Genomic DNA, 18453 nt, shown 5'->3' on the forward strand with positions numbered 1-18453 from the left:
TGTTCGCTTACTCGTTGGACGGCGTCAGGCATTGCGGCAGCGTGTAGAGCGGGAAGCCGTTGTAAGGCTGCGAGCGCTGGTGCTGTGGCTGCGGCCAGGTGTGCTTGGCATTGGGCACGCCGCCGTCGACGCGCAGGGTCGAGCCGGTAATGAAGGCCGCCGCCGGAGACAGCAGGAACACCACCGCCGCGGAAACCTCGGCCTCGGTGCCCAGGCGCTGCAGCGGCACCTTGCGGGCCAGCTGGCGGATCTTGGCCTGGAATTCGGATGGATAGGTGTCAAAGCCGCTGGAGGCGATCCAGCCCGGCGCCACGGCGTTGACGCGCACGCCTGCGGCGGCCCATTCGCACGCCGCCGTCTCGGTGAACGACAGCATGCCGGCACGCGCCGCGCCGGAATGGCCCATGCCCGGCATGCCGTTCCACATGTCGGCGATGATGTTGACGATGGCGCCACCGTTGGCTTCCATCCATTGCGTGAAGCATTCGCGCGCCACCAGGAAGCCGCCGGTCAGGTTGTTGCGCACCACCGCTTCCCAGCCCTTCAGGCTGATGTCGCGCAGTGGCGACGGGAACTGCCCCCCGGCGTTGTTGAAGAGGCCGTCGATGCTGCCGTGCGCCGCCAGCACCGCGGCCACGGTCTCGCGCACCTGCGCCTCGTCGCGGATATCGCAGCTGTGCAGCGTCAGCCGGTCTGCGGCGTCTGGCTCGGCGTCGATGATTTCCTCGCGGACCTGTTCCAGCTTTTCCAGCTTGCGGCCGGCCAGCGCCACGCGCGCGCCCAGGCTGGCCAGTTCATGCGCGGTGCAGCGGCCAATGCCGCTGCCGGCGCCAGTGACCAGCACGGTACGGCCGGCGAACAGGCCGGCGTGGAAGACGGATCGATATTGCATGCGGGCTCCGAAATCAGGCGTCAGGGGTTGGCAGTCAGGCCCAGGCGCTTGACCAGCTTGCCCTGGCTTTCATAGCGCTGGCGCGCGAAGGCGGCGTAGTCGGCGCTGTTCAGGTAGGCGTTCTCCTGGTCGAGCCGCTCCAGCAGCTTCTGCATCGCCGGCTCGTTCAGCGCCTTGCGGAAGGCGTCGTGCAGCAGCTGCACGGCCTGCGCGTCCATGTCGCGCGGGCCGGCGATGCCGAAGGGCGAGGTGGACACGATGTCGATGCCGACATCGCGCAGCGTCGGCACGCGCGGCCAGCGGCGCGAGTGTTCGGCGGTCCAGAGCACCAGCCAGCGCGCCCTGGCGCTGTCGACATAGGGGCCGATGCCGCCGGCCGTGACGCCCAGGTCGATATGCCCGCCCATCAGCGCGGCGATGATCTCGGACTCGCCCTTGTAGGGCACATGGTTGAACTGGACGCCGAGCTTCTGCCCGATCTCTTCCATGGTCACGTGCATGGTGCCGTTGGTGCCGGTGCTGCCGTAGCTGATCTTGCCCGGACGGCGCCGCGCATCGTCAACCATTTCCTGCCACGATTTCCACGGCGCGTCGGCGCGCGCCGCCACGCCCAGCGTGTAGCCGGTCAGGTGGATCACATAGGTGAAATCGCGCAGCGGGTCGTATTGCGTCTTTTGCAGGTGCGGCAGCCGGAACACCGGCTCCGGGATCACTGTCAGGGTGTAGCCGTCGGGTTTGGCGCGCGCGACCACGTTGGCGCCCAGCACGCCGGCTGCGCCGGGCTTGTTCTCCACGACGACCGGCTGGCCCAGCGTCTTGCCGGCGCTGTCGGCCAGCGTGCGCACCAGCGTATCGGTGGCGCCGCCGGCCGCGAACGGCACGATCAGCGTGACCGGCCGCGCGGGGAAATCAGCCGCCCGCGCGGCGCCGGAGGTCAGCATACCCAGCGTGCCCAGCGTGCCCAGCGGCGCCAGCGCGCCCAGGCCCAGCAGCCCCAGCGTGTCGCGGCGGCGGGTGTCGATGGTGTCGTCTCTCATTGCCGGTCTCCGTCGTGGTTCGGTTGCTGCGTCAGCACCAGCGCGTCAAGCGCGACCGCGCCGCGGCCAGCCTCGCGCACCAGCAGGGGGTTCACTTCCAGTTCAGCGAGCGAGTCGCCGAGCGCCATTGCAGCGTCGGAAAGCGCGGCGATGGCGTCCGCGGCCGCGTCGATATCGGCTGGGGGCTTGCCGCGGAAGCCGGTCATCAGCCGGTAGCCGCGCAGGCTGGCAAGCATCTCGCGGGCCATGGCGCGGTCTACCGGCAGCAAGCGGTGCGCGACGTCGTGGAAGACTTCGGTAAAGATCCCGCCCAGGCCGACCGTCATGGCCGGGCCGAACACCGGGTCGCGCGTCACGCCGACGATCAGCTCGCAGACGCCGCTGGCCATCTGCTGCACCAGCACGCCGCGCTGGCGTGCCTGCGGCCTGGCGTGCGCCGCGGCGGCGACCACTTCGGCGGCGGCGTCCTGCACCTGCTGCGCGTCGCGCAGTCCCAGTTGCACGCCGCCGACTTCGGTCTTGTGGGCGATGTCGGGGCTGAGCACCTTGACCGCCACCGGGAAGCCGAGGCTCTCGGCGGCGCGCGCGGCATCGGCGGGAGTGGCGGCGACCGCTTCCACGCCTGTCGGCACGCCGAAGCCGGCCAGCCAGTGCCTGGCCTGGTACTCGTCCATGGCGGCGCCGGGCGCGTCGCTGGCCGGCGCGTGGCCGGCGGCCTGCGCACGCAACGCCATCCAATGCGCGGTCGGGGCCCGCGTGCCCAGCCAACCGACGTACGTGCCCAGGGCCTTGGCCGCACGCGCCACATCCGGGAACAGCGCCACGCCGGCCGCGGCCAGCCGGGCGCGGCTGGCCGGCTCGCCGGTGGTGGCGACGACGATCAGCCGGCCGGTCTTGCCCGCCACGTCGATCAGTTCGTCCGCCACGCGGTCGAGCAGGTAGGCGGTCGCGTACAGGAAGATCACGTCGACGCCGTCGACCGCCGCCAGGTTGTCGAGCACGGTATAGGCAAGGCCGCTGCGGTTGAACAGCTGGCCGGTCAGGTCGACCGGATTCGCCACCGAACCGATCTCCGGCACGGCCGCCTGCAGGCGCTGCTGCACCGGCTCGGCCAGGCACGGCACGTCCAGTCCGGCGGCACTGAGCAGGTCGGCGGACAGCGCACCCATCGCACCCGACACCGACGCCACCACCACGCGGCGGCCCGCGCTGCGCTGGCGGAAGCCCGACAGGTAGGCCAGGTCGGTCAGGTGGGTGGGATCGGTCGCCTGCATCGCGCCGACCTGGGCGAAGGCGGCGCGGTAGATGGCCTGGTTGCCGGCCAGCACGGCCGTGTGCGACTGCGTGGCCGCCGAACCGGCCTCGCTTTCGCCGGCCTTGAGCACGACCAGTGGCTTGTCCGCCGCGCGCAGCCGCGCCGCGGCGTCGATAAAGCGCGGGCCGCTGCGCAGGCCCTCCACGTAGCCGACCACGGCGCCGGTCCGGGCGTCGTCGGCCAGGTAGTCGAGGTAGTCGGCGTAGTCCAGGCAGGCTTCGTTGCCGGTATTGATGAACTGGTGGAAGCCCACGTCCATCTGCCGGCCGGTGGCATAGACGATGGCGCAGACATTGCCGCTCTGCGTCAGCAGGCTGACGGCGCCGGGGCCGTCCTGCGGCGGGTAGGCGCGGAAGGTGGTGGCAAAGGCGGTGATGGCGCGCGTGGTCAGGTTGGCCAGCCCCATGCAGTTGGGCCCGGCGATGGCCATGCCGCTTTCACGCGCGAAGGCGGTCAGCGCGGCCTGGCGCGCGACACCGGCCTCTCCGGCCTCGGCAAAACCCGACGCATAGAGGATGGCGGCCCGGATGCCGCGGACATGGCAGCGCTGCAGCTGCGGGAGCACTTCGTCGGCGCCAAGCGCCAGCACCGCCACGTCCGGCACCGCCGGCAGGGACTCTACATCGGGATAGCAGGCCAGCCCGGCGATCTCCGCATAGCGCGGATTGACCGGATAAACCTGTCCCTGGTAGCCGAGGCGCTGCAGGTGGTCCAGCGCCACGCCGCCGATGCGGCTGGTATCGCGCGAGGCGCCGATGATGGCGATCGAGGCGGGCTCAAGCAGCTGCGCCAGTGCGGTGCGATCGGCGCGTACCGGTGGCCGCGCCGTGTTGGGAATAGGCATCTTTGTCTCCATCCTTCCTCTGCCGGAAGGGTGACCCGATTCAAGCGTATCGGGTCCGCGGGGACAAGGGCGCCGGCGTCAATTGTGCACATTATGCACAGCCGACGGGCTGGGGGCTTCGGCTTCGGCTTGCGGTGCGGCGGCGACTTCGTCGAAAAACCGGACTGCGTTCTTTCATGCCGGCAGGGGCAACATCGGCCTTCTCACGCGCGCTGACGACGAGGCTTACGGACCGCGCCGGGCATTCATGGAATGCGTCCGCCTGGCGGGCGAACCGTCAGGCGACCACGCGGTCGGCCTGATGCCCTTGGGCTCCCGTTCGAACAACGGGACGCCGAGGTCGTCCTCCAGTTCAGCCAGCCACTTCGACAGGGCGGACTGGGTCATGTCGAGGTTCGCGGCGGTCCGGCTCAGGTTCCGGATGCGGTGCAGTTCGACAAGGACGTGCAGTTGCCGGATGCGCAATCGCTGTGTCCATCGCATAGTTTTCGCTACCCCCTTACACAATGCGTCAAAGTTGTTGTAGAATCCGCGCTTCGCTGAAAACGCGATGAATTCCCCGATAGCTCAGTCGGTAGAGCGACGGACTGTTAATCCGCAGGTCCCTGGTTCGAGCCCAGGTCGGGGAGCCAAAGTACGCGGGAGTAGCTCAGTTGGTAGAGCGCAACCTTGCCAAGGTTGAGGTCGCGAGTTCGAGACTCGTCTCCCGCTCCAAATCCTTCCGGTTTTCGCCGGAGCGTGTATGCCCATGTGGCTCAGTGGTAGAGCACTCCCTTGGTAAGGGAGAGGTCGGCAGTTCGATCCTGCCCATGGGCACCACCCCCTCTTGTTTCCCCTTCTGTTTTTCCCTTTCGTTGCGCACGGCGCCGCGGCTAGCCGCCCTGGTCCTTGGGCCAGAACGTGATGTTGATGTTAGAGGGCGCGACACCGTTCTCGTCGCGCGGCAGCGGGTCCGAGCGCGCAACGGCGCGCAGCACGGCGTTGTCCCAGCCGGCGTTGCCGCTTGACTTGGCCAGCCGCGTCGACAGCACCGACCCGTCCGGCGCCATATGCACCGCCACCACCGCCGCCGGATTGCCGGGGACATCCTCGTTGAAGATGATGTTTGGCTTGACCCGCTGCCGGACCCGCTCGGCATAGCCGGACGAAGGCCGTGCGGACGTGCCCGAACCCGTTCCCGCGTTGGCGTGGCCTGCCTGGGCCTGCAGGCGCGCGAGTTCGCCCTGGCGCCGCGTGCTGTCGGCCTGGCGTTGTTCTTCCTGTGCCTTGCGTTGTGCCCCCTTGCGGGCCGCATCGGCGCGGGCCTGGTTTTCGCGCTGGCGTGCCTGCTGGGCGTCGTCGCGGGCGGCACGTTCGGCCTTGCGCTGCTTTTCCTGCAGGGAGATATCGGCGTCTTCCTCGACCGGCTTTGGCGTCGGCGCCGGCTTGACCGCGGGCGGGGGCATGACGATTTCGGGCACGGCTTCCCACAATTCGGCTGTCACACCCTCGGGCACTGCGTTGCGCCAGCGCACGCCGTAGTAGAGCAGGGCACCCAGCAACAGGTGCATCAGCAGGGCCAGCACGAAGCAGCGCGTGGTGCCCCGTTCCGGCACCGGCTGGTAGGGATAAGCGACAGCTTGCATGGCGGTTGCTGCGGCGGGATCCGGGCCGCTTTTTCCAAGAGGCAACTTCATTCTATGAAGTGCGGCCTGCCGAACCAAGGTAGAGGGAACGGCATCTTCACCAGACAGACTGCATTTTGGGTGGCGAATTCGCCGCTTTTCTGGTGTTTGACTTTTTAAGACGACTGGTCATATTATTCATCCCATGGCCCGCACCGCAGACAAGACCGACATCCCGAACCGCCTGACCAAGGCGGGGCGCGAACTGTTTTCGCGCCATGGCTACAACGCCACCGGCATCCAGCAGATCACCGACCATGCCGGCGTGCCGAAAGGGTCGTTCTACAACCATTTCGACAGCAAGGAAGCGTTCGCCGCGGCGATCATCGCGCAGTACGCGGCGTACCTGCAGCGGTCGTGGGAAGCCATGATGGAAGCGGCACCCCCGCAGCCGATGGCGGCAATCCGCTATGTGTTCGACCAGATGGTTGCCCACCATGAATCCAGGACGGAGCGGGCCGGCTGCCTGGTCGGCAACTTCGCGGCGGAGATCGCCTCGTCGAGCGAGACCTGCCGTGCCGCGCTGCAGGCCGCGCAACTGGCCTGGCGCGAGCGCCTGGCCGGGATGATTGCCGAAGCCCAGGCGGACGGCGCCATCCGCACGGATATCGCGGCCGCCGAACTGTCCGGCCTGGCCTGGGATACCTGGGAAGGCGCCTTGCTGCGCATGAAGCTCGAACGCTCGGTCGAGCCGCTGCGCCGCAGCGTCGACCTGATGTTCAACCACCTGTTCCAGCCGGCCGCTGCTGCTGATGCTGCTGCGGCCGGCCATTCACCAACCTCGGAGTAAGCGATTCATGGGTGCACAGAACGAAGCCTTTCTCGCAGATGCGCTGTTCCAGCCGGCCAGGCTGGGCAAGCTCGAACTCGCCAACCGCATGGCCATGGCACCGCTCACGCGCAGCCGCGCCGACGACGACCTGGTGCCGACCGACATGGTGGTCGAGTACTACAGCCAGCGCGCCAGCGTGGGCCTGATCATCGCCGAGGCCACGCAGGTCTCGACCACGGCCCAGGGCTACACCAATACGCCGGGCGTCTACACGCCCGAGCAGATTGCAGCGTGGAAGCAGGTGACCGACGCGGTGCACGCGAAGGGCGGCAGGATCTTCCTGCAGATCTGGCACACCGGACGCATGTCGCACACGCATTTCCAGCCGGACAACCAGGCGCCGGTGCACCGTCGGCCATCGCGGCCAATGCCAAGACCTTTATCAATGGCCAGGGCTACGTCGAATGCTCGTTGCCCCGCGCGCTGGAGGCGAGCGAGATCGCCGGCATCGTCGATGACTTCCGCACCGCCGCGGCCAACGCCGTCCGTGCCGGCTTCGACGGCGTGGAAGTCCATGGCGCCCACGGCTACCTGCTCGACGCCTTCCTGCGCGACGGCACCAACAAGCGCACCGACGCCTATGGCGGCAGCATCGAAAACCGCGCGCGCTTCCTGCTCGAAGTCATGGCCGCGGTGATCGCGGAGATCGGTGCCGAACGCGTCGGCGTGCGCCTGGCGCCGGTGTCGCCGGTCAACGACGCGCTGGAAAGCAACCCGCAGCCGCTGTTCGAGCATGTCGTGCGCGAGCTGGAAAAGCTGCACCCGGTGTATATCCACGTCGTGGAAGGCCACACCGGCGGCCCGCGCGACAACGTGCCGTTCGACTACGAAGCGCTGCACCGCCTGTACAGCGGCGTGTGGATGGTCAACAACGGCTATTCGAAGGAGATGGCCGAGGAAGCCATCCGCAGCGGCCGCGCCGACATGGTGTCGTTCGGCCGCAAGATGATCACCAACCCCGACCTGCCGCGCCGCTTCCGCGAGAACCAGCCGCTGAACAAGCCGTTCGAGGACGCTTCGCTCTATGGCGGAAGCGGCCCGCATGGCTACGTCGACTATCCGGCGCTGGCCTGATCCGGCCCGGGGCGTAATGATCCCCGGTGCATCGCCAGCGCACGCTCGATGCACCGGAGTACCTCGGTATCGTCAAACGGCTTGCTGAGGAAGCAGGCCGCCCCCACGGCCTGCGCGCGCCGCGCAAGGTCCTGCAGGTCGTACGCCGTCATGAAGATGACCGGCATGCGCAACCCGCGCCCACGCAGCGCTTCGCACAGTGCGAAGCCATTCATGCCGGGCATCTGCACATCCGTGATCACGCAGTCGATGCAGTCGATCGATGACGACTGCAGCAGCGCCGGCCCACCCGCGTACAACTCCACCGCCATGTCGAAGGCGCGCACCAGCCCGCCCATTGCATGCCGCACGGCAGCGTCGTCGTCGACGATGGCAATGACCGGGATGGCATTCACACGGATTCCCTGAGGCAGGCGCGTGACAACAAGAGCATGGGAATCAGTGGCGCGCCGCAGGAGCCGGCGGCAATCCGACGCCCAGCAGGTGCCGCACGCGCGGCGGCTTGTCGCCGACATGGAAGCGCGTCACCTCGCGCTGCAGGTCGGCATCGGCGTGGGGCACGCGCTCGTGCTGGCGCAAATGCTCGGCCCACGATTCGACCAGGAACCACTCCGTCAGCAACTCCGGGTCGGCCGGGTCTTCCATCACGCCCCAGTTGAAGGCCCCGTCGCGCAGCCGTTCTTCGGAAAGCTGGTGCACCGCGCGCAGGAAGGCGTCGCGGTCGGGCGCACGCACGCAGTATTCGATCAGTATCATGACCGGGCCGCGGTCATGCGCGATATCCGCGGCGCCTTCGGGTTCGGGCCAGTGCCGCGCCGGTCCCAGGTCCTCTTCGCCGCGGGGCAGGCGCAGCCGGTGCAGCAGCAGCGCTGCCACCAGCATGCCGGCCGCGGCCACCAGCAGCCCGCCGGGCGTCCCCAGTGCCTGCGCGACAAAGCCCCACACCAGGCTGCCCGCCGCCATCGCGCCGTTGAACACCATCTGGTAGACCGCCAGCGCGCGCCCGCGCACCCAGTTGGGCAGGATCGCCTGCGCCACGCCGCCCAAAGTCGTCAGCGCGATGATCCATGCCGCACCCAGGAACAGCAGCAGCAACAGCGCGATCCAGACCGGCGGCGCCACGCATAACCCGGCCATCACCACCGCGGTGGTGCAGGCAGAGAGCAACATCAGCCCGTCCGCGTCCAGGCGCCGCTGTAGCCGCGGCATGACCAGCGCACCGAGGATCGCGCCCAGCCCGACCGCGCCCAGCAGCACGCCATAGAGGCTGGCGCCGCCTTTCAGCAGTTGCCTGGCCACCAGCGGCAACAGCGCCCAGATGCTGCTGCCGAAGGCAAAGTGCACCGCGGCCCGCGCCAGCACGACATGCAGCTTGCTGTGGGCGCGGGTAAAGCGCAGCCCGGCGCGGAACGCACCGAGGAAATGCTCGCGCAGCGGGTCGGCGGCGCGTGCCGGGCGTTTCCACCACAGCAGCGCGGCGACCACGAAGACATAGCTGAGCAGGTCCATGCCATAAGTAACGGCCGCGCCGAACGCCGCCAGCAGCAGGCCGCCCGCGGCCGGGCCGATGGCGCGGGCGATGTTGACACCCAGCGCGTTGAGTGCAACCGCGCGCTTGAGTTCCTGCTGCGGCACCAACTCAGGCACGATCGACTGCCAGGTCGGCCCCATCAGCGCCGCCCCGATGCCACCCAGGAAGGCCATGCCGATCAGGATCTCGATCGTCAGCGCATTGCGCCAGGCCAGCATCATCAGCGTGCCGCTGACCAGCGCCAGCCCGACCTGGATCGCGATCAGGAAGCGGCGCCGGTCGAGGATGTCGGACAGCACGCCGGCCGGGATCGCCAGCAGGAACACCGGCAGCGTTGCCGCGGCCTGGATCGTGGCGACCGCGGCCGGCGACGACGACAGGTCGGTGACCAGCCAGGCGCTGGCCACGTCGCGCATGAAGCTGCCGACGTTGCCGAGGATGGTCGCCGCCCACAGCACGGCAAACGTCGCCTGCGCCAGCGGCGCGAAGGTGCCGCCGTCGGCGGGGCGGGAAGGGGAGTGCGTTGCTTGCTCTGCCATCTTGGTCAGCCGTGCCGGGTTGCGCGCTCGCGCAGGTCGTGCCAGGCGACCAGCAGGAAGCCGCCGGCCAGGCCCAGGTGTTCGAAGAACGCGTTGGTCATCATGAAGCGGGCTTCTGGCGGCGCTTCCCAGAAGCGGTTGGCGATGAAGGTCGCGCCGGCCGTGAACGCCGCCAGCGCCAGCGCGCCCAGCCAGCGCCGCCAGCCCAGCAGGATCATGGCGCACGCGCCCAGCTCGAGCACGATGGTGGCGATTGCCAGCGGCACCGGCGGGTTCAGCCCGAAGTGCCGCATCTCGGCCACCGCGCCGGGAAAGTCGGCCAGCTTGAACAGGCCGCCCTGCAGGTAGGCCGCGCACAGCAGCAGCAGGCCTACCCAGCGCAGCCAGCGCAGCCAGCGCATCCAGCGCATCCAGCGCATCCAGCGCGGCAATCCGGCGGCACTGGCTGGCGCCAGGGGAAGGGAAGTCATCGGTTCAGGCATGGCCGGTCTCGGTTGGCTGCGGTCGGCAGCAGGTCAGAACGCCCAGCAGGAACAGCCCAGCGCACCCCAGAACGTGCTCTCGTCCGAGGTCGGGACGCCCGAGGTCCAGGCTTTGGCATGCGCGTGGCCGTGGACACCGCACGAACTCGCGCACCCGCACGCCGTGTTCAGCGCCAGCTTGCGCGCTTCCGGCCGCGGCTGGTAGCCGCCGACGTGCCGCACCGGCGACCAGTCCGGCATGGCGGGAGGCAGCGCGGGCGACAGCTTGCTGAAGTCCGAATCGCCATAGACCACCTTGCCGCCGAGGATGGTCAGCACCGAGGTGATGTCCTGGATCTCGTCGCCGGGCACGCTGAAGTAGTCAGAGGACAGCACCGCCAGGTCGGCGAGCTGGCCGGCCTTGATCTGGCCCTTCTTGCCGACTTCCGAGGAGAACCACGTGTTCGCCTCGGTCCACAGCCGCAGCGCGGTCTCGCGGTCGAGCAGGTTGGCCTGCGGGTACATCGCCATGCCGCCCACGGTCTTGCCGGTGGTGAGCCAGTACAGCGAAACCCACGGGTTGTACGAGGCCACGCGCGTGGCATCGGTGCCGGCGCCGACCTTGACGCCTTTTTCCAGCATCTTCTTCACCGGCGGCGTGGCCTCGGCGGCGCGTGCGCCGTAGCGCTCGACAAAGTACTCGCCCTGGTAGGCCATGCGGTGCTGCACGGCGATGCCGCCGCCGAGCGCGGCGATGCGGTCGATATTGCGGTCGGAGATGGTCTCGGCGTGGTCGAAGAACCAGTTCAGGCCGTCGAAGGGAATGTCCTTGGCCACCTTCTCATAGACATCGAGCGCGCGGGAGATGGTCTGGTCATAGGTGGCATGCAGCCGCCACGGCCAGCGCTTCTCCGCCAGCAGGCGGATCACGGGCTCCAGGTCAGCTTCCATCGACGGCGCCATGTCGGGGCGCTCGACGCGGAAGTCCTCGAAGTCGGCCGCGGTGTAGACCAGCATCTCGCCCGCGCCGTTGTGGCGGTAGAGGTCGTCGCCCTGGCCCGGCTTGACCTTGGCGGTCCAGGTCTTGAAGTCGTTCAGTTCTTCCCTGGGCTTCTGCGTGAACAGGTTGTACGCCAGCCGCACCGTCAGCTGCCCGTCCTTGTGCAGTTCCTCGATGATGCTGTAGTCCTCGGGATAGTTCTGGTATCCGCCGCCCGCATCGATCACGCCGGTCACGCCCAGCCGGTTGACCTCGCGCATGAAATGGCGCGTCGAGTTCTTCTGGTACTCGGGCGGCAGCTTGGGGCCCTTGGCCAGCGTCGCATACAGGATGGTGGCGTTCGGCTTGGCCAGCAGCAGCCCGGTCGGGTTGCCGCGCGCATCGCGCACGATTTCGCCGCCTGGCGGGTTGGGCGTGTCTTTGGTATAGCCGACCGCGCGCAGTGCTGCGCCGTTCAGGATGGCGCGGTCGTACAGGTGCAGGATGAACACCGGGGTATCGGGCGCCACCGCGTTCAGTTCGTCGATGGTCGGCAGCCGCTTCTCGGCGAACTGGTGCTCGGTAAAGCCGCCGACCACGCGCACCCACTGCGGTGCCGGCGTGCGCGCGACCTGGTCCTTCAGCATGCGCATGGCGTCAGCCAGCGAGCGCACGCCGTCCCAGCGCAGCTCCATGTTGTAGTTCAGGCCGCCGCGGATGATGTGCATGTGGCTGTCGATCAGCCCGGGGATGGCCCGCCGGCCGTTCAGGTCCACGACCTGCGTCTGCGCGCCGGCCAGCTTCATCACGTCCTGGCGCGTGCCGACGGCCACGAAGCGCCCGTCGCGGACGGCCACGGCGTCTGCCTGCGGGTTGGACTTGTCGAGCGTGGTGAACTTGCCGTTGACGAGGATGAGGTCGGGTGCGGTGCCGGGCTGCATGCCGAAGATATCCTGAGATGCGGCCGCGCCAAGCGCGGCCGCGGTGCCAATGAATTGCCGGCGGGTAACCGTTCTCAACGACATCGTTGCTCAGCCCTTCACGAAGGCGAGCAGGTCGGCATTGACCTGGTCGGCATTGACCACGCACATGCCGTGCGACGCGCCGGGGTAGACCTTGAGCGTCGCACCCTTGACCAGTTCGGCGGCGCGCCTGGCCGAGGCGTCGATCGGCACGATCTGGTCGTCGTCGCCATGCAGGATCAGCGTGGGCACGTCGATCTTCTTCAGGTCTTCGGTGTAATCGACTTCAGAGAATTCGCGGATGCAGGCGTACTGCCCGACAATGCCGCCGGCCACGCCCTGCGCCCAGAAGGCATCGATGGTGCCCTGCGAGACCTTGGCGCCCGGACGGTTGAAGCCGAAGAACGGCAGCGCCAGGTCCTGGTAGAACTGCGAGCGGTTATCGGCCACGCCTTTGCGGATGCCGTCGAACACGTCCAGCGGCAGGCCGCCCGGGTTGGCGTCGGTCTTGAGCATCAGCGGCGGCACCGCGCCGATCAGCACTGCCTTCGCCACGCGCCCGGTGCCGTGGCGGCCGAGGTAGTGCGTCACCTCGCCGCCACCGGTGGAGTGGCCGACCAGCACCGCATCGCGCAGGTCCAGCGCCTCGATCAGCGCGGCGAGGTCGTCCGCGTAGGTGTCCATGTCGTTGCCCTGCGCGGGCTGGTCCGAGCGGCCGTGCCCGCGGCGGTCATGGGCGATCACGCGGAAGCCCTGGCGCTCGAAGAACAGCATCTGCGCGTCCCATGCATCGGCATTCAGTGGCCAGCCATGCGAAAACACGACCGGCTGGCCCGCGCCCCAGTCCTTGTAGAAGATGCGGGTACCGTCTTGGGTGGTGATGGTTTTCATCGATCAATCCCTCCTGGAATCGGGAAGCAGGATGAAGGCACCTCGCGGGTGCCGGGGGAGCCGGCTTGCGCGCCGCCGGGGTGACCGCTGTTTTGCGGGGTCAGGACTTCGACCGGCGGACGGCACGGCAGCGCAGCCCGGATAGAAGACTAGACGGCAAGCGCAGGGATCGCCATTGCATGATGGTATTAGTCGGCCCGGACACGATTGCACCGGCCGATTGCACCGGATTGCACCGGATTGCACCGGAATCGGGCGCACGGTTCGGCACCGGCGCGCGTCGGACTAACACAATGGTATGAGTGACCTGTACATCTCCCCATGCTGGAATGGCGGTCGTTGCCGATGGCGGTCTGCTGGTTATAATCCGCTGCTCGTGCGGCCACGCACGCATGCACTGGAGATCAGACCGTGACATCCCAAAGCCTGGAGCCTGCCGACGACAGTGCCTGCGATGACGCGACCGTACTGGTCGTCGACGACGATGCCGGCGTGCGCCATGCGCTGGGCAACCTGTTCCGCTCGGTCGGCCTGGACGCGGTGCTGTTCGCGTCCGCCGCCGAACTGCTCGCCTTTCCCTTGCCGGATACGCCATGCTGCCTGCTACTCGATGTCAGGCTGCGCGGCCCCAGCGGCCTGGACCTGCAGGGCCGGCTGGCGCAAATGGGCGTGCCGCTGCCCATCATCTTCATGACGGGCTATGGCGACATCGCCATGAGCGTGGCCGCGATGAAGGCGGGCGCCGTGGACTTCATTCCCAAGCCGTACCGCGACCAGGACCTGCTCGACGCCGTGGGCGCCGCGCTCGCCAAGGACCGCCTGCGCCGCGAAGGCGCGCGCAAGGCCGACGCCTTGCGCATCAACTACGAGACCCTTTCGCCGCGTGAGGCCGAGGTCATGGGCCTGGCGGTGTCGGGCCTGCTGAACAAGCAGATCGCGGCGGAGATCGGCATCAGCGAGGTGACGGTCAAGATCCATCGTGGCCACGCCATGCGCAAGATGAAGGCGCGCACTTTTGCCGAACTGGTGCTGATGGCCCAGCAACTCGGCCTCTGCCAGGTCGGGCAGTGACGGACAAGCCGGCGCTGCAAGCGCCTGTGCACCTGGTCGGGCGCGCCCGCGAGATGGCGCTGCTGACCGACGCGCTGGGCCGCGTGTGCCAGGGCGGCAAATCCGAGCTGGTGCTGATCGCCGGCGCCGCTGGCACCGGCAAGTCCTTGCTGGCCAGCGCATTCTCGCGCCAGGCCGCCGCGCAGAGCGGCGCCCGCACTGCCGCCGGAAAGAGCGACCAGCTCCAGCTCGATATTCCGTACGCGCCAGTGGCGCAGGCTATCCACGCGCTCACGCTCGGCTTGCTGGACGCGCCGCCGGCCACGCTGGCGCCGATGCGCGAGCGCTGGCTCGGCGCGCTGGCGGGGCAGGGCAAGGCGGTGGCAGAACTCGTGCCCGAGGTCGAGCATGTGCTGGGCCGCACCACGCCGCTGGCCAACGTGCCCGCGCAGCAGGCGCAGGCCCGCGCGCAGGCTGCGCTGCTGGCGACCTTTGCCGCCTTTGCCGCACCGGGCATGCCGCTGGTCTTGTTCCTCGATGACCTGCAATGGGCCGATGCCTTTACCATCGCGCTGCTGGAGGCCTTCACCGTGCAGCGTCCCGGCGGCATCCTGCTGGTCGCCGCGTACCGCGACCACGGCCAGGACGTCGAGCAGCGCTTCTCGTGGCTGCTGCATGCCAACCGCAGCGGCGCGCTGGCGGTCACGCGCATCGCCGTCAGGCCGCTGGCACCCGATGACCTGGCCAAACTGGTCGGTGCAGCGCTCGATGAGCCGCCTACGCGCATCGCTGCGCTGGCGCACGCCGTGCACGACAGGACCGCGGGCAACCCGTTCTTTTCCTACCAGTTGTTGCGCACACTGGTCGACGACGGCGTGCTGACCCGCCGTGCCGGCGGCGCCGGCTGGGACTGGCGCGCGGACGAGGTCGACGACCAGCACTACACCGGCAACGTCGTCGATCTGATGATCCGCCGCTTTGCCAGGCTGCCCCGCGCCGGCACCGAACTGCTGCAGCAGCTGGCCTGCGTCGGGCTGCGCGGCGATGCCGGCCTGTTGGCCCGCGTGGCCAGTATCAGTGCCGCACAGCTGGCCAGCCAGCTGCAGCCGTTCGTCGAGGCCGGCTTGCTGGTGCAGGTGCCGAGCGGCTACGCGTTCCAGCATGACCGCGTGCTGGAATCCGCGTACTCGATGATCGAGCCGCATGCGCGCCCGGCCGAGCACGCGCGCATCGCGCAGATCATGATCGAACACTGGCGAGGCGATCTGGCGGACCATGCGTTCGAGATCTGCAACCAGATCGAGCGCGTGGCCGTCCGCGCCAATCATGCGTTGCCGGTACCGCAGCGCGAAGCCTTCGTCGAGGTGCTGCTGGTGGCGGGGCGGCGCGCCTGGCGCTCGGGCGCCATCGGCCAGGCGCTGCACTACACGGGCACGGCTCAGGCGCTGATGCTGCCAGGTTGGTGGGAAACGCACTATGCGCTGGCTTATGCCGTCAACCTGCTGCGTTGCGAATGCCTGCTGGCACAGGCCCGGGTGGAAGCGGCCTCGGACGGGATCGACGCGCTGTTGGCGCGCGCGCAAAACGCGCTGGACCAGGCCGCTGTGTACCGTCTCCGGGCGAGCCTGCAGACCGTGCGCTCGGACTACGAAGGCGCGATCAACGCCGCCTTGTCCGGGCTGGCGCTGCTCGATGTGCACCTGGAGCGCGCGCCGTCGGCGCAGCGCATGCGCGACGCCTGTGACGCCGTGCGCGCCGCGCTGGGCACGCGCCCGATCGCCAGCCTGGCGGCGCTGCCCGCCACCGAAGACCCGCGCATCCACGCCGTGATGGGGCTGCTGTCGACGCTGATTTCTTCGCTGTTCGTGCGCGATGGCATCAGCTTCCTGCATGTGGCAAAGATGGTCGAGCTGACGCTCAATCACGGCGCCACGCCGGAGTCTCCGTACGGGCTGTCATGGTATGGCGTGTTTATCGCCAGCCTGTACGAGGCGTATGAGGACGGGCTCGCCTACGGGCAGGCGGCGATGGCGCTGATCGACCACCACGGCTATGAAGCGGGACGCATCGCAACGCTGGTCGCGGTGGACCAGGTCAGCGCCTGGACGCGTCCGCTGTCCTATGCCCTTGGCCATGCGCAGCAAGCCGTGACGCTGGGCCGGGCTTCCGGCGATATCGGCATGGCCTGCTATGCCTGCAACCATATCGCCTCCGACCTGCTGGTCATGGGCGAGCAGTTGTGCCTGGTGGCGGAAGAAATCGCGCGCGGCCTGGCCCTGACGCGCCAGGTCCAGTACCGGGACATCGAGCTGATCCTGCATTCGCAACTGCATTTCGTGCAGCGGCTGCGCGTGGGCGATGAACGTGGGGAGAGCGGCAGGGGGGGCGGCAGCGGGGACGGCAGCGGGGACGGCAAGGCGGGCGGCGAGGGCGGGTGGCAGGAGGAAGTCGCGCACTGCGGGACCGCCGCGCAGCGGCTGGCACGCAGCAACTCGCTGCCGACGCGCTTCTGGATCTACCTGTACGACGGCATGGCCGCGGCGTTCCTGGGGCAGTGGGCGCAGGCGGTGCACAGCCTGCGCCACGCCGAGACGCTGGTCTGGTCCGCGCCCGCGCATATCAACGTGGCCGACTGCCGCCTGTTCCTCAGCATTGCGCTGGCGCACGCGCAGGCACCGCAGGCCGCCGCCGGCATCGCGGCACACCGCGCCTGCTTCGCGCGCTGGGCCGCACTCAATCCGCTGACGTTCCGCAGCAAGCTGTTGCTGGTCGATGCCGCGCTGGCACAGGCGGATGGCGATCCGCTGCGCGCGCTGGCCTGCTACGAGCAGTCGGCGGAGGCGGCCGCCGCGGCGGGCTTCGTGCATGAGCAGGCGCTGGCGCACGAACTGGCCGGCATGCTGTGCGCAGGGCACGGCCTGCATACGGGGGCCCGGCAGCACCTGCGGCTGGCGCGCGCGTGCTACCAGCGCTGGGGCGCCGATCACAAGGCAACGCTGCTGGCCGCGCAATATCCGCAGCTCGACGCGACAGGGGCCGGCGACACGCTGTACGCGCCGCCAGCCGTCGGCTGGGAACTTGGCAGGCAGGCGGCGCGTGCCTTGTCCAGCGAGATCGTGATGGATCGCCTGGTCGAAAGCCTGCTGAGCACCGTAATCCTGCACGCGGGTGCCCGCTACGGCCTGCTGGTGCTGATGCGGGACGGCGAGCCGATGATCGAGGCCTCGGGCCGCGTGCTCGACGGCAAGGTGACGGTGGCACTTGGTTCGGCGCCACCCACCGAGCATGCGCTGCCGCTGGGGGTGCTCAACAGCGTGCTGCGTACGCGCCAGACGCTGGTGCTCGCCGACGCCATGGTCGACGCCCCGTCGATCCGCACCAAGGCAGCCATTGCCACCGGGGTGCGCTCGGTACTGTGCCTGCCGCTGGTGCGCGGCGACAGCCTGATCGGCGCGGTCTACCTGGAGAACAACAACGCCCCCGGCGTGTTTGGCGCCAACCACGTCGCCGAACTGGAAATGCTGGCGCCGCAGGTCGCGCTCTCGCTGGAAACGGCGCGGCTGTATGAGCAGCTGATCGGCGAGAACAACCGCCGCGTGGCCGCCGAGATCAGCCTGCGCGATGCGCGCGCCGAACTGGCCCGCACCTCGCACCTCACCGTGATGGGAACGCTGGCAGCGTCGATCGGCCATGAAGTCAACCAGCCGCTGACGGCCATTGTCGCGACCGTCGATGCCAGCGTGCGCTGGCTGAAGCGGCCGCAGCCGGAACTCGGCGAGGCGCTGGAGGGCTTTGCCTTTATCCGCCAGCACGCGCTGCGCGCCGCCGACATCGTGCGCGCACTGCGCGCACTGGCGCGGCAGACTCCCGCGGTGCTCGCGGCGCTGTCGCCGGACGAGGTACTGCGCGAGGTGCTGGTCATGGTGCGGCCCGAGCTGGACGCGCACAACGTCAGGGCGGTGACCCGGCTGGCGGCAGGCGCCGCGCAGGTCGAAGCGGACCGCGTGCAGCTCCAGCAAGTGGTGCTCAACCTGGTCACCAACGCGCTCGACGCCATGGCCGGCACACCGGTCGAACAGCGCGAGCTGCTGGTGGCTTCCTGCCGCGAGCAGGACGACGTGGTGGTCAGCGTGCAGGATCACGGGACCGGCATTGGCGAAGACGTGCTGCCGCGGGTCTTCGACGCCTTTTTCACCACCAAGGTCGACGGCATGGGGATGGGGCTCGCGATCTGCCGCTCGATCGTCGAGGCGCACGGCGGTACGCTGGTGGCCAGGCGCCGCCGCAGTGGCGGCAGCGAATTCATGTTCCGGCTGCCGGTGTTTCACCCGGCAGGCGCAGGATCTGCAGCAACGCACGAGCCCTGACGGGCCCGCGCGCTG

13 protein-coding genes, 3 tRNA genes and 1 pseudogene are annotated in these 18453 nt (G+C 68.9%); 7 read left to right on the top strand and 10 right to left on the bottom strand.

Annotated features, from left to right (window positions below):
• Positions 1–7 precede the first annotated feature (7 nt).
• The 4 genes from LPA45_RS19490 to LPA45_RS19505 form a co-directional block, all read right to left on the bottom strand.
• Positions 8–892: an SDR family oxidoreductase gene (locus LPA45_RS19490; RefSeq protein WP_317920616.1), complete on the bottom strand. Its 885-nt coding sequence runs from the start codon at positions 890–892 to the stop codon at positions 8–10.
• A 20-nt stretch (positions 893–912) separates the two neighbouring features.
• Positions 913–1929 (bottom strand): tripartite tricarboxylate transporter substrate binding protein, encoded by a 1017-nt coding sequence (locus LPA45_RS19495; protein WP_317920617.1) that lies wholly within the window; start codon positions 1927–1929, stop codon positions 913–915.
• Positions 1926–4088, bottom strand: a complete 2163-nt coding sequence (locus LPA45_RS19500) for an acetate--CoA ligase family protein (RefSeq protein WP_317920618.1) — start codon at positions 4086–4088, stop codon at positions 1926–1928. The genes LPA45_RS19495 and LPA45_RS19500 overlap by 4 nt, the downstream gene beginning before the upstream one ends.
• Before the next feature lie 225 nt (positions 4089–4313).
• Positions 4314–4553: a LysR family transcriptional regulator gene (locus LPA45_RS19505; protein ID WP_233528351.1), complete on the bottom strand. Its 240-nt coding sequence runs from the start codon at positions 4551–4553 to the stop codon at positions 4314–4316.
• A 91-nt stretch (positions 4554–4644) separates the two neighbouring features.
• Between LPA45_RS19505 and LPA45_RS19510 the strand changes: the two genes are divergently transcribed.
• From LPA45_RS19510 to LPA45_RS19520, 3 genes are all read left to right on the top strand, one after another.
• Positions 4645–4720, top strand: a tRNA-Asn gene (locus tag LPA45_RS19510).
• A gap of 6 nt (positions 4721–4726) precedes the next feature.
• Positions 4727–4802, top strand: a tRNA-Gly gene (locus tag LPA45_RS19515).
• Between the two features lie 30 nt (positions 4803–4832).
• Positions 4833–4907, top strand: a tRNA-Thr gene (locus LPA45_RS19520).
• Positions 4908–4960: 53 nt separating this feature from the next.
• On the opposite strand, the gene tolA is transcribed toward LPA45_RS19520, so the two are convergent.
• Positions 4961–5713 (bottom strand): cell envelope integrity protein TolA, encoded by a 753-nt coding sequence (gene tolA / locus LPA45_RS19525; RefSeq protein ID WP_317920619.1) that lies wholly within the window; start codon positions 5711–5713, stop codon positions 4961–4963.
• A gap of 184 nt (positions 5714–5897) precedes the next feature.
• Between tolA and LPA45_RS19530 the strand changes: the two genes are divergently transcribed.
• Both LPA45_RS19530 and LPA45_RS19535 read left to right on the top strand, forming a co-directional pair.
• Positions 5898–6542: a TetR/AcrR family transcriptional regulator gene (locus tag LPA45_RS19530; protein ID WP_116322687.1), complete on the top strand. Its 645-nt coding sequence runs from the start codon at positions 5898–5900 to the stop codon at positions 6540–6542.
• Positions 6543–6549: 7 nt separating this feature from the next.
• A pseudogene (locus LPA45_RS19535) lies at positions 6550–7658 on the top strand (alkene reductase).
• Here the strand turns inward: LPA45_RS19535 and LPA45_RS19540 are convergent.
• From LPA45_RS19540 to LPA45_RS19560, 5 genes are all read right to left on the bottom strand, one after another.
• Positions 7640–8053 carry a response regulator transcription factor gene (locus LPA45_RS19540; RefSeq protein ID WP_233528350.1) on the bottom strand — a complete coding sequence of 138 codons (414 nt, stop codon included), beginning with the start codon at positions 8051–8053 and terminating at the stop codon, positions 7640–7642. The pseudogene LPA45_RS19535 and the gene LPA45_RS19540 sit on opposite strands and share 19 nt — an antisense overlap.
• A 43-nt stretch (positions 8054–8096) precedes the next feature.
• Complete coding sequence (locus LPA45_RS19545; protein ID WP_317920623.1) at positions 8097–9728, bottom strand: MFS transporter; 1632 nt, start codon at positions 9726–9728, stop codon at positions 8097–8099.
• 5 nt (positions 9729–9733) lie between these two features.
• Positions 9734–10147: a DoxX family protein gene (locus LPA45_RS19550; RefSeq protein WP_376790687.1), complete on the bottom strand. Its 414-nt coding sequence runs from the start codon at positions 10145–10147 to the stop codon at positions 9734–9736.
• 96 nt (positions 10148–10243) lie between these two features.
• Entirely contained in the window at positions 10244–12109 is a 1866-nt protein-coding gene (locus tag LPA45_RS19555) for an amidohydrolase (RefSeq protein WP_367395089.1), read from the bottom strand.
• Between the two features lie 90 nt (positions 12110–12199).
• Positions 12200–13021, bottom strand: a complete 822-nt coding sequence (locus tag LPA45_RS19560; RefSeq protein WP_317924807.1) for an alpha/beta fold hydrolase — start codon at positions 13019–13021, stop codon at positions 12200–12202.
• Positions 13022–13432: 411 nt separating this feature from the next.
• Here LPA45_RS19560 and LPA45_RS19565 point away from each other — a divergent pair, with 411 nt between their 5' ends.
• Positions 13433–14092: a response regulator transcription factor gene (locus tag LPA45_RS19565; protein WP_317924806.1), complete on the top strand. Its 660-nt coding sequence runs from the start codon at positions 13433–13435 to the stop codon at positions 14090–14092.
• Complete coding sequence (locus tag LPA45_RS19570; protein ID WP_317924805.1) at positions 14089–18438, top strand: AAA family ATPase; 4350 nt, start codon at positions 14089–14091, stop codon at positions 18436–18438. Before LPA45_RS19565 ends, LPA45_RS19570 begins: the two co-directional genes overlap by 4 nt.
• The last annotated feature ends 15 nt before the right edge of the window (positions 18439–18453 follow it).

The sequence above is a fragment of the Cupriavidus sp. Agwp_2 genome (genome assembly GCF_040784895.1).
Taxonomy (GTDB): domain Bacteria; phylum Pseudomonadota; class Gammaproteobacteria; order Burkholderiales; family Burkholderiaceae; genus Cupriavidus.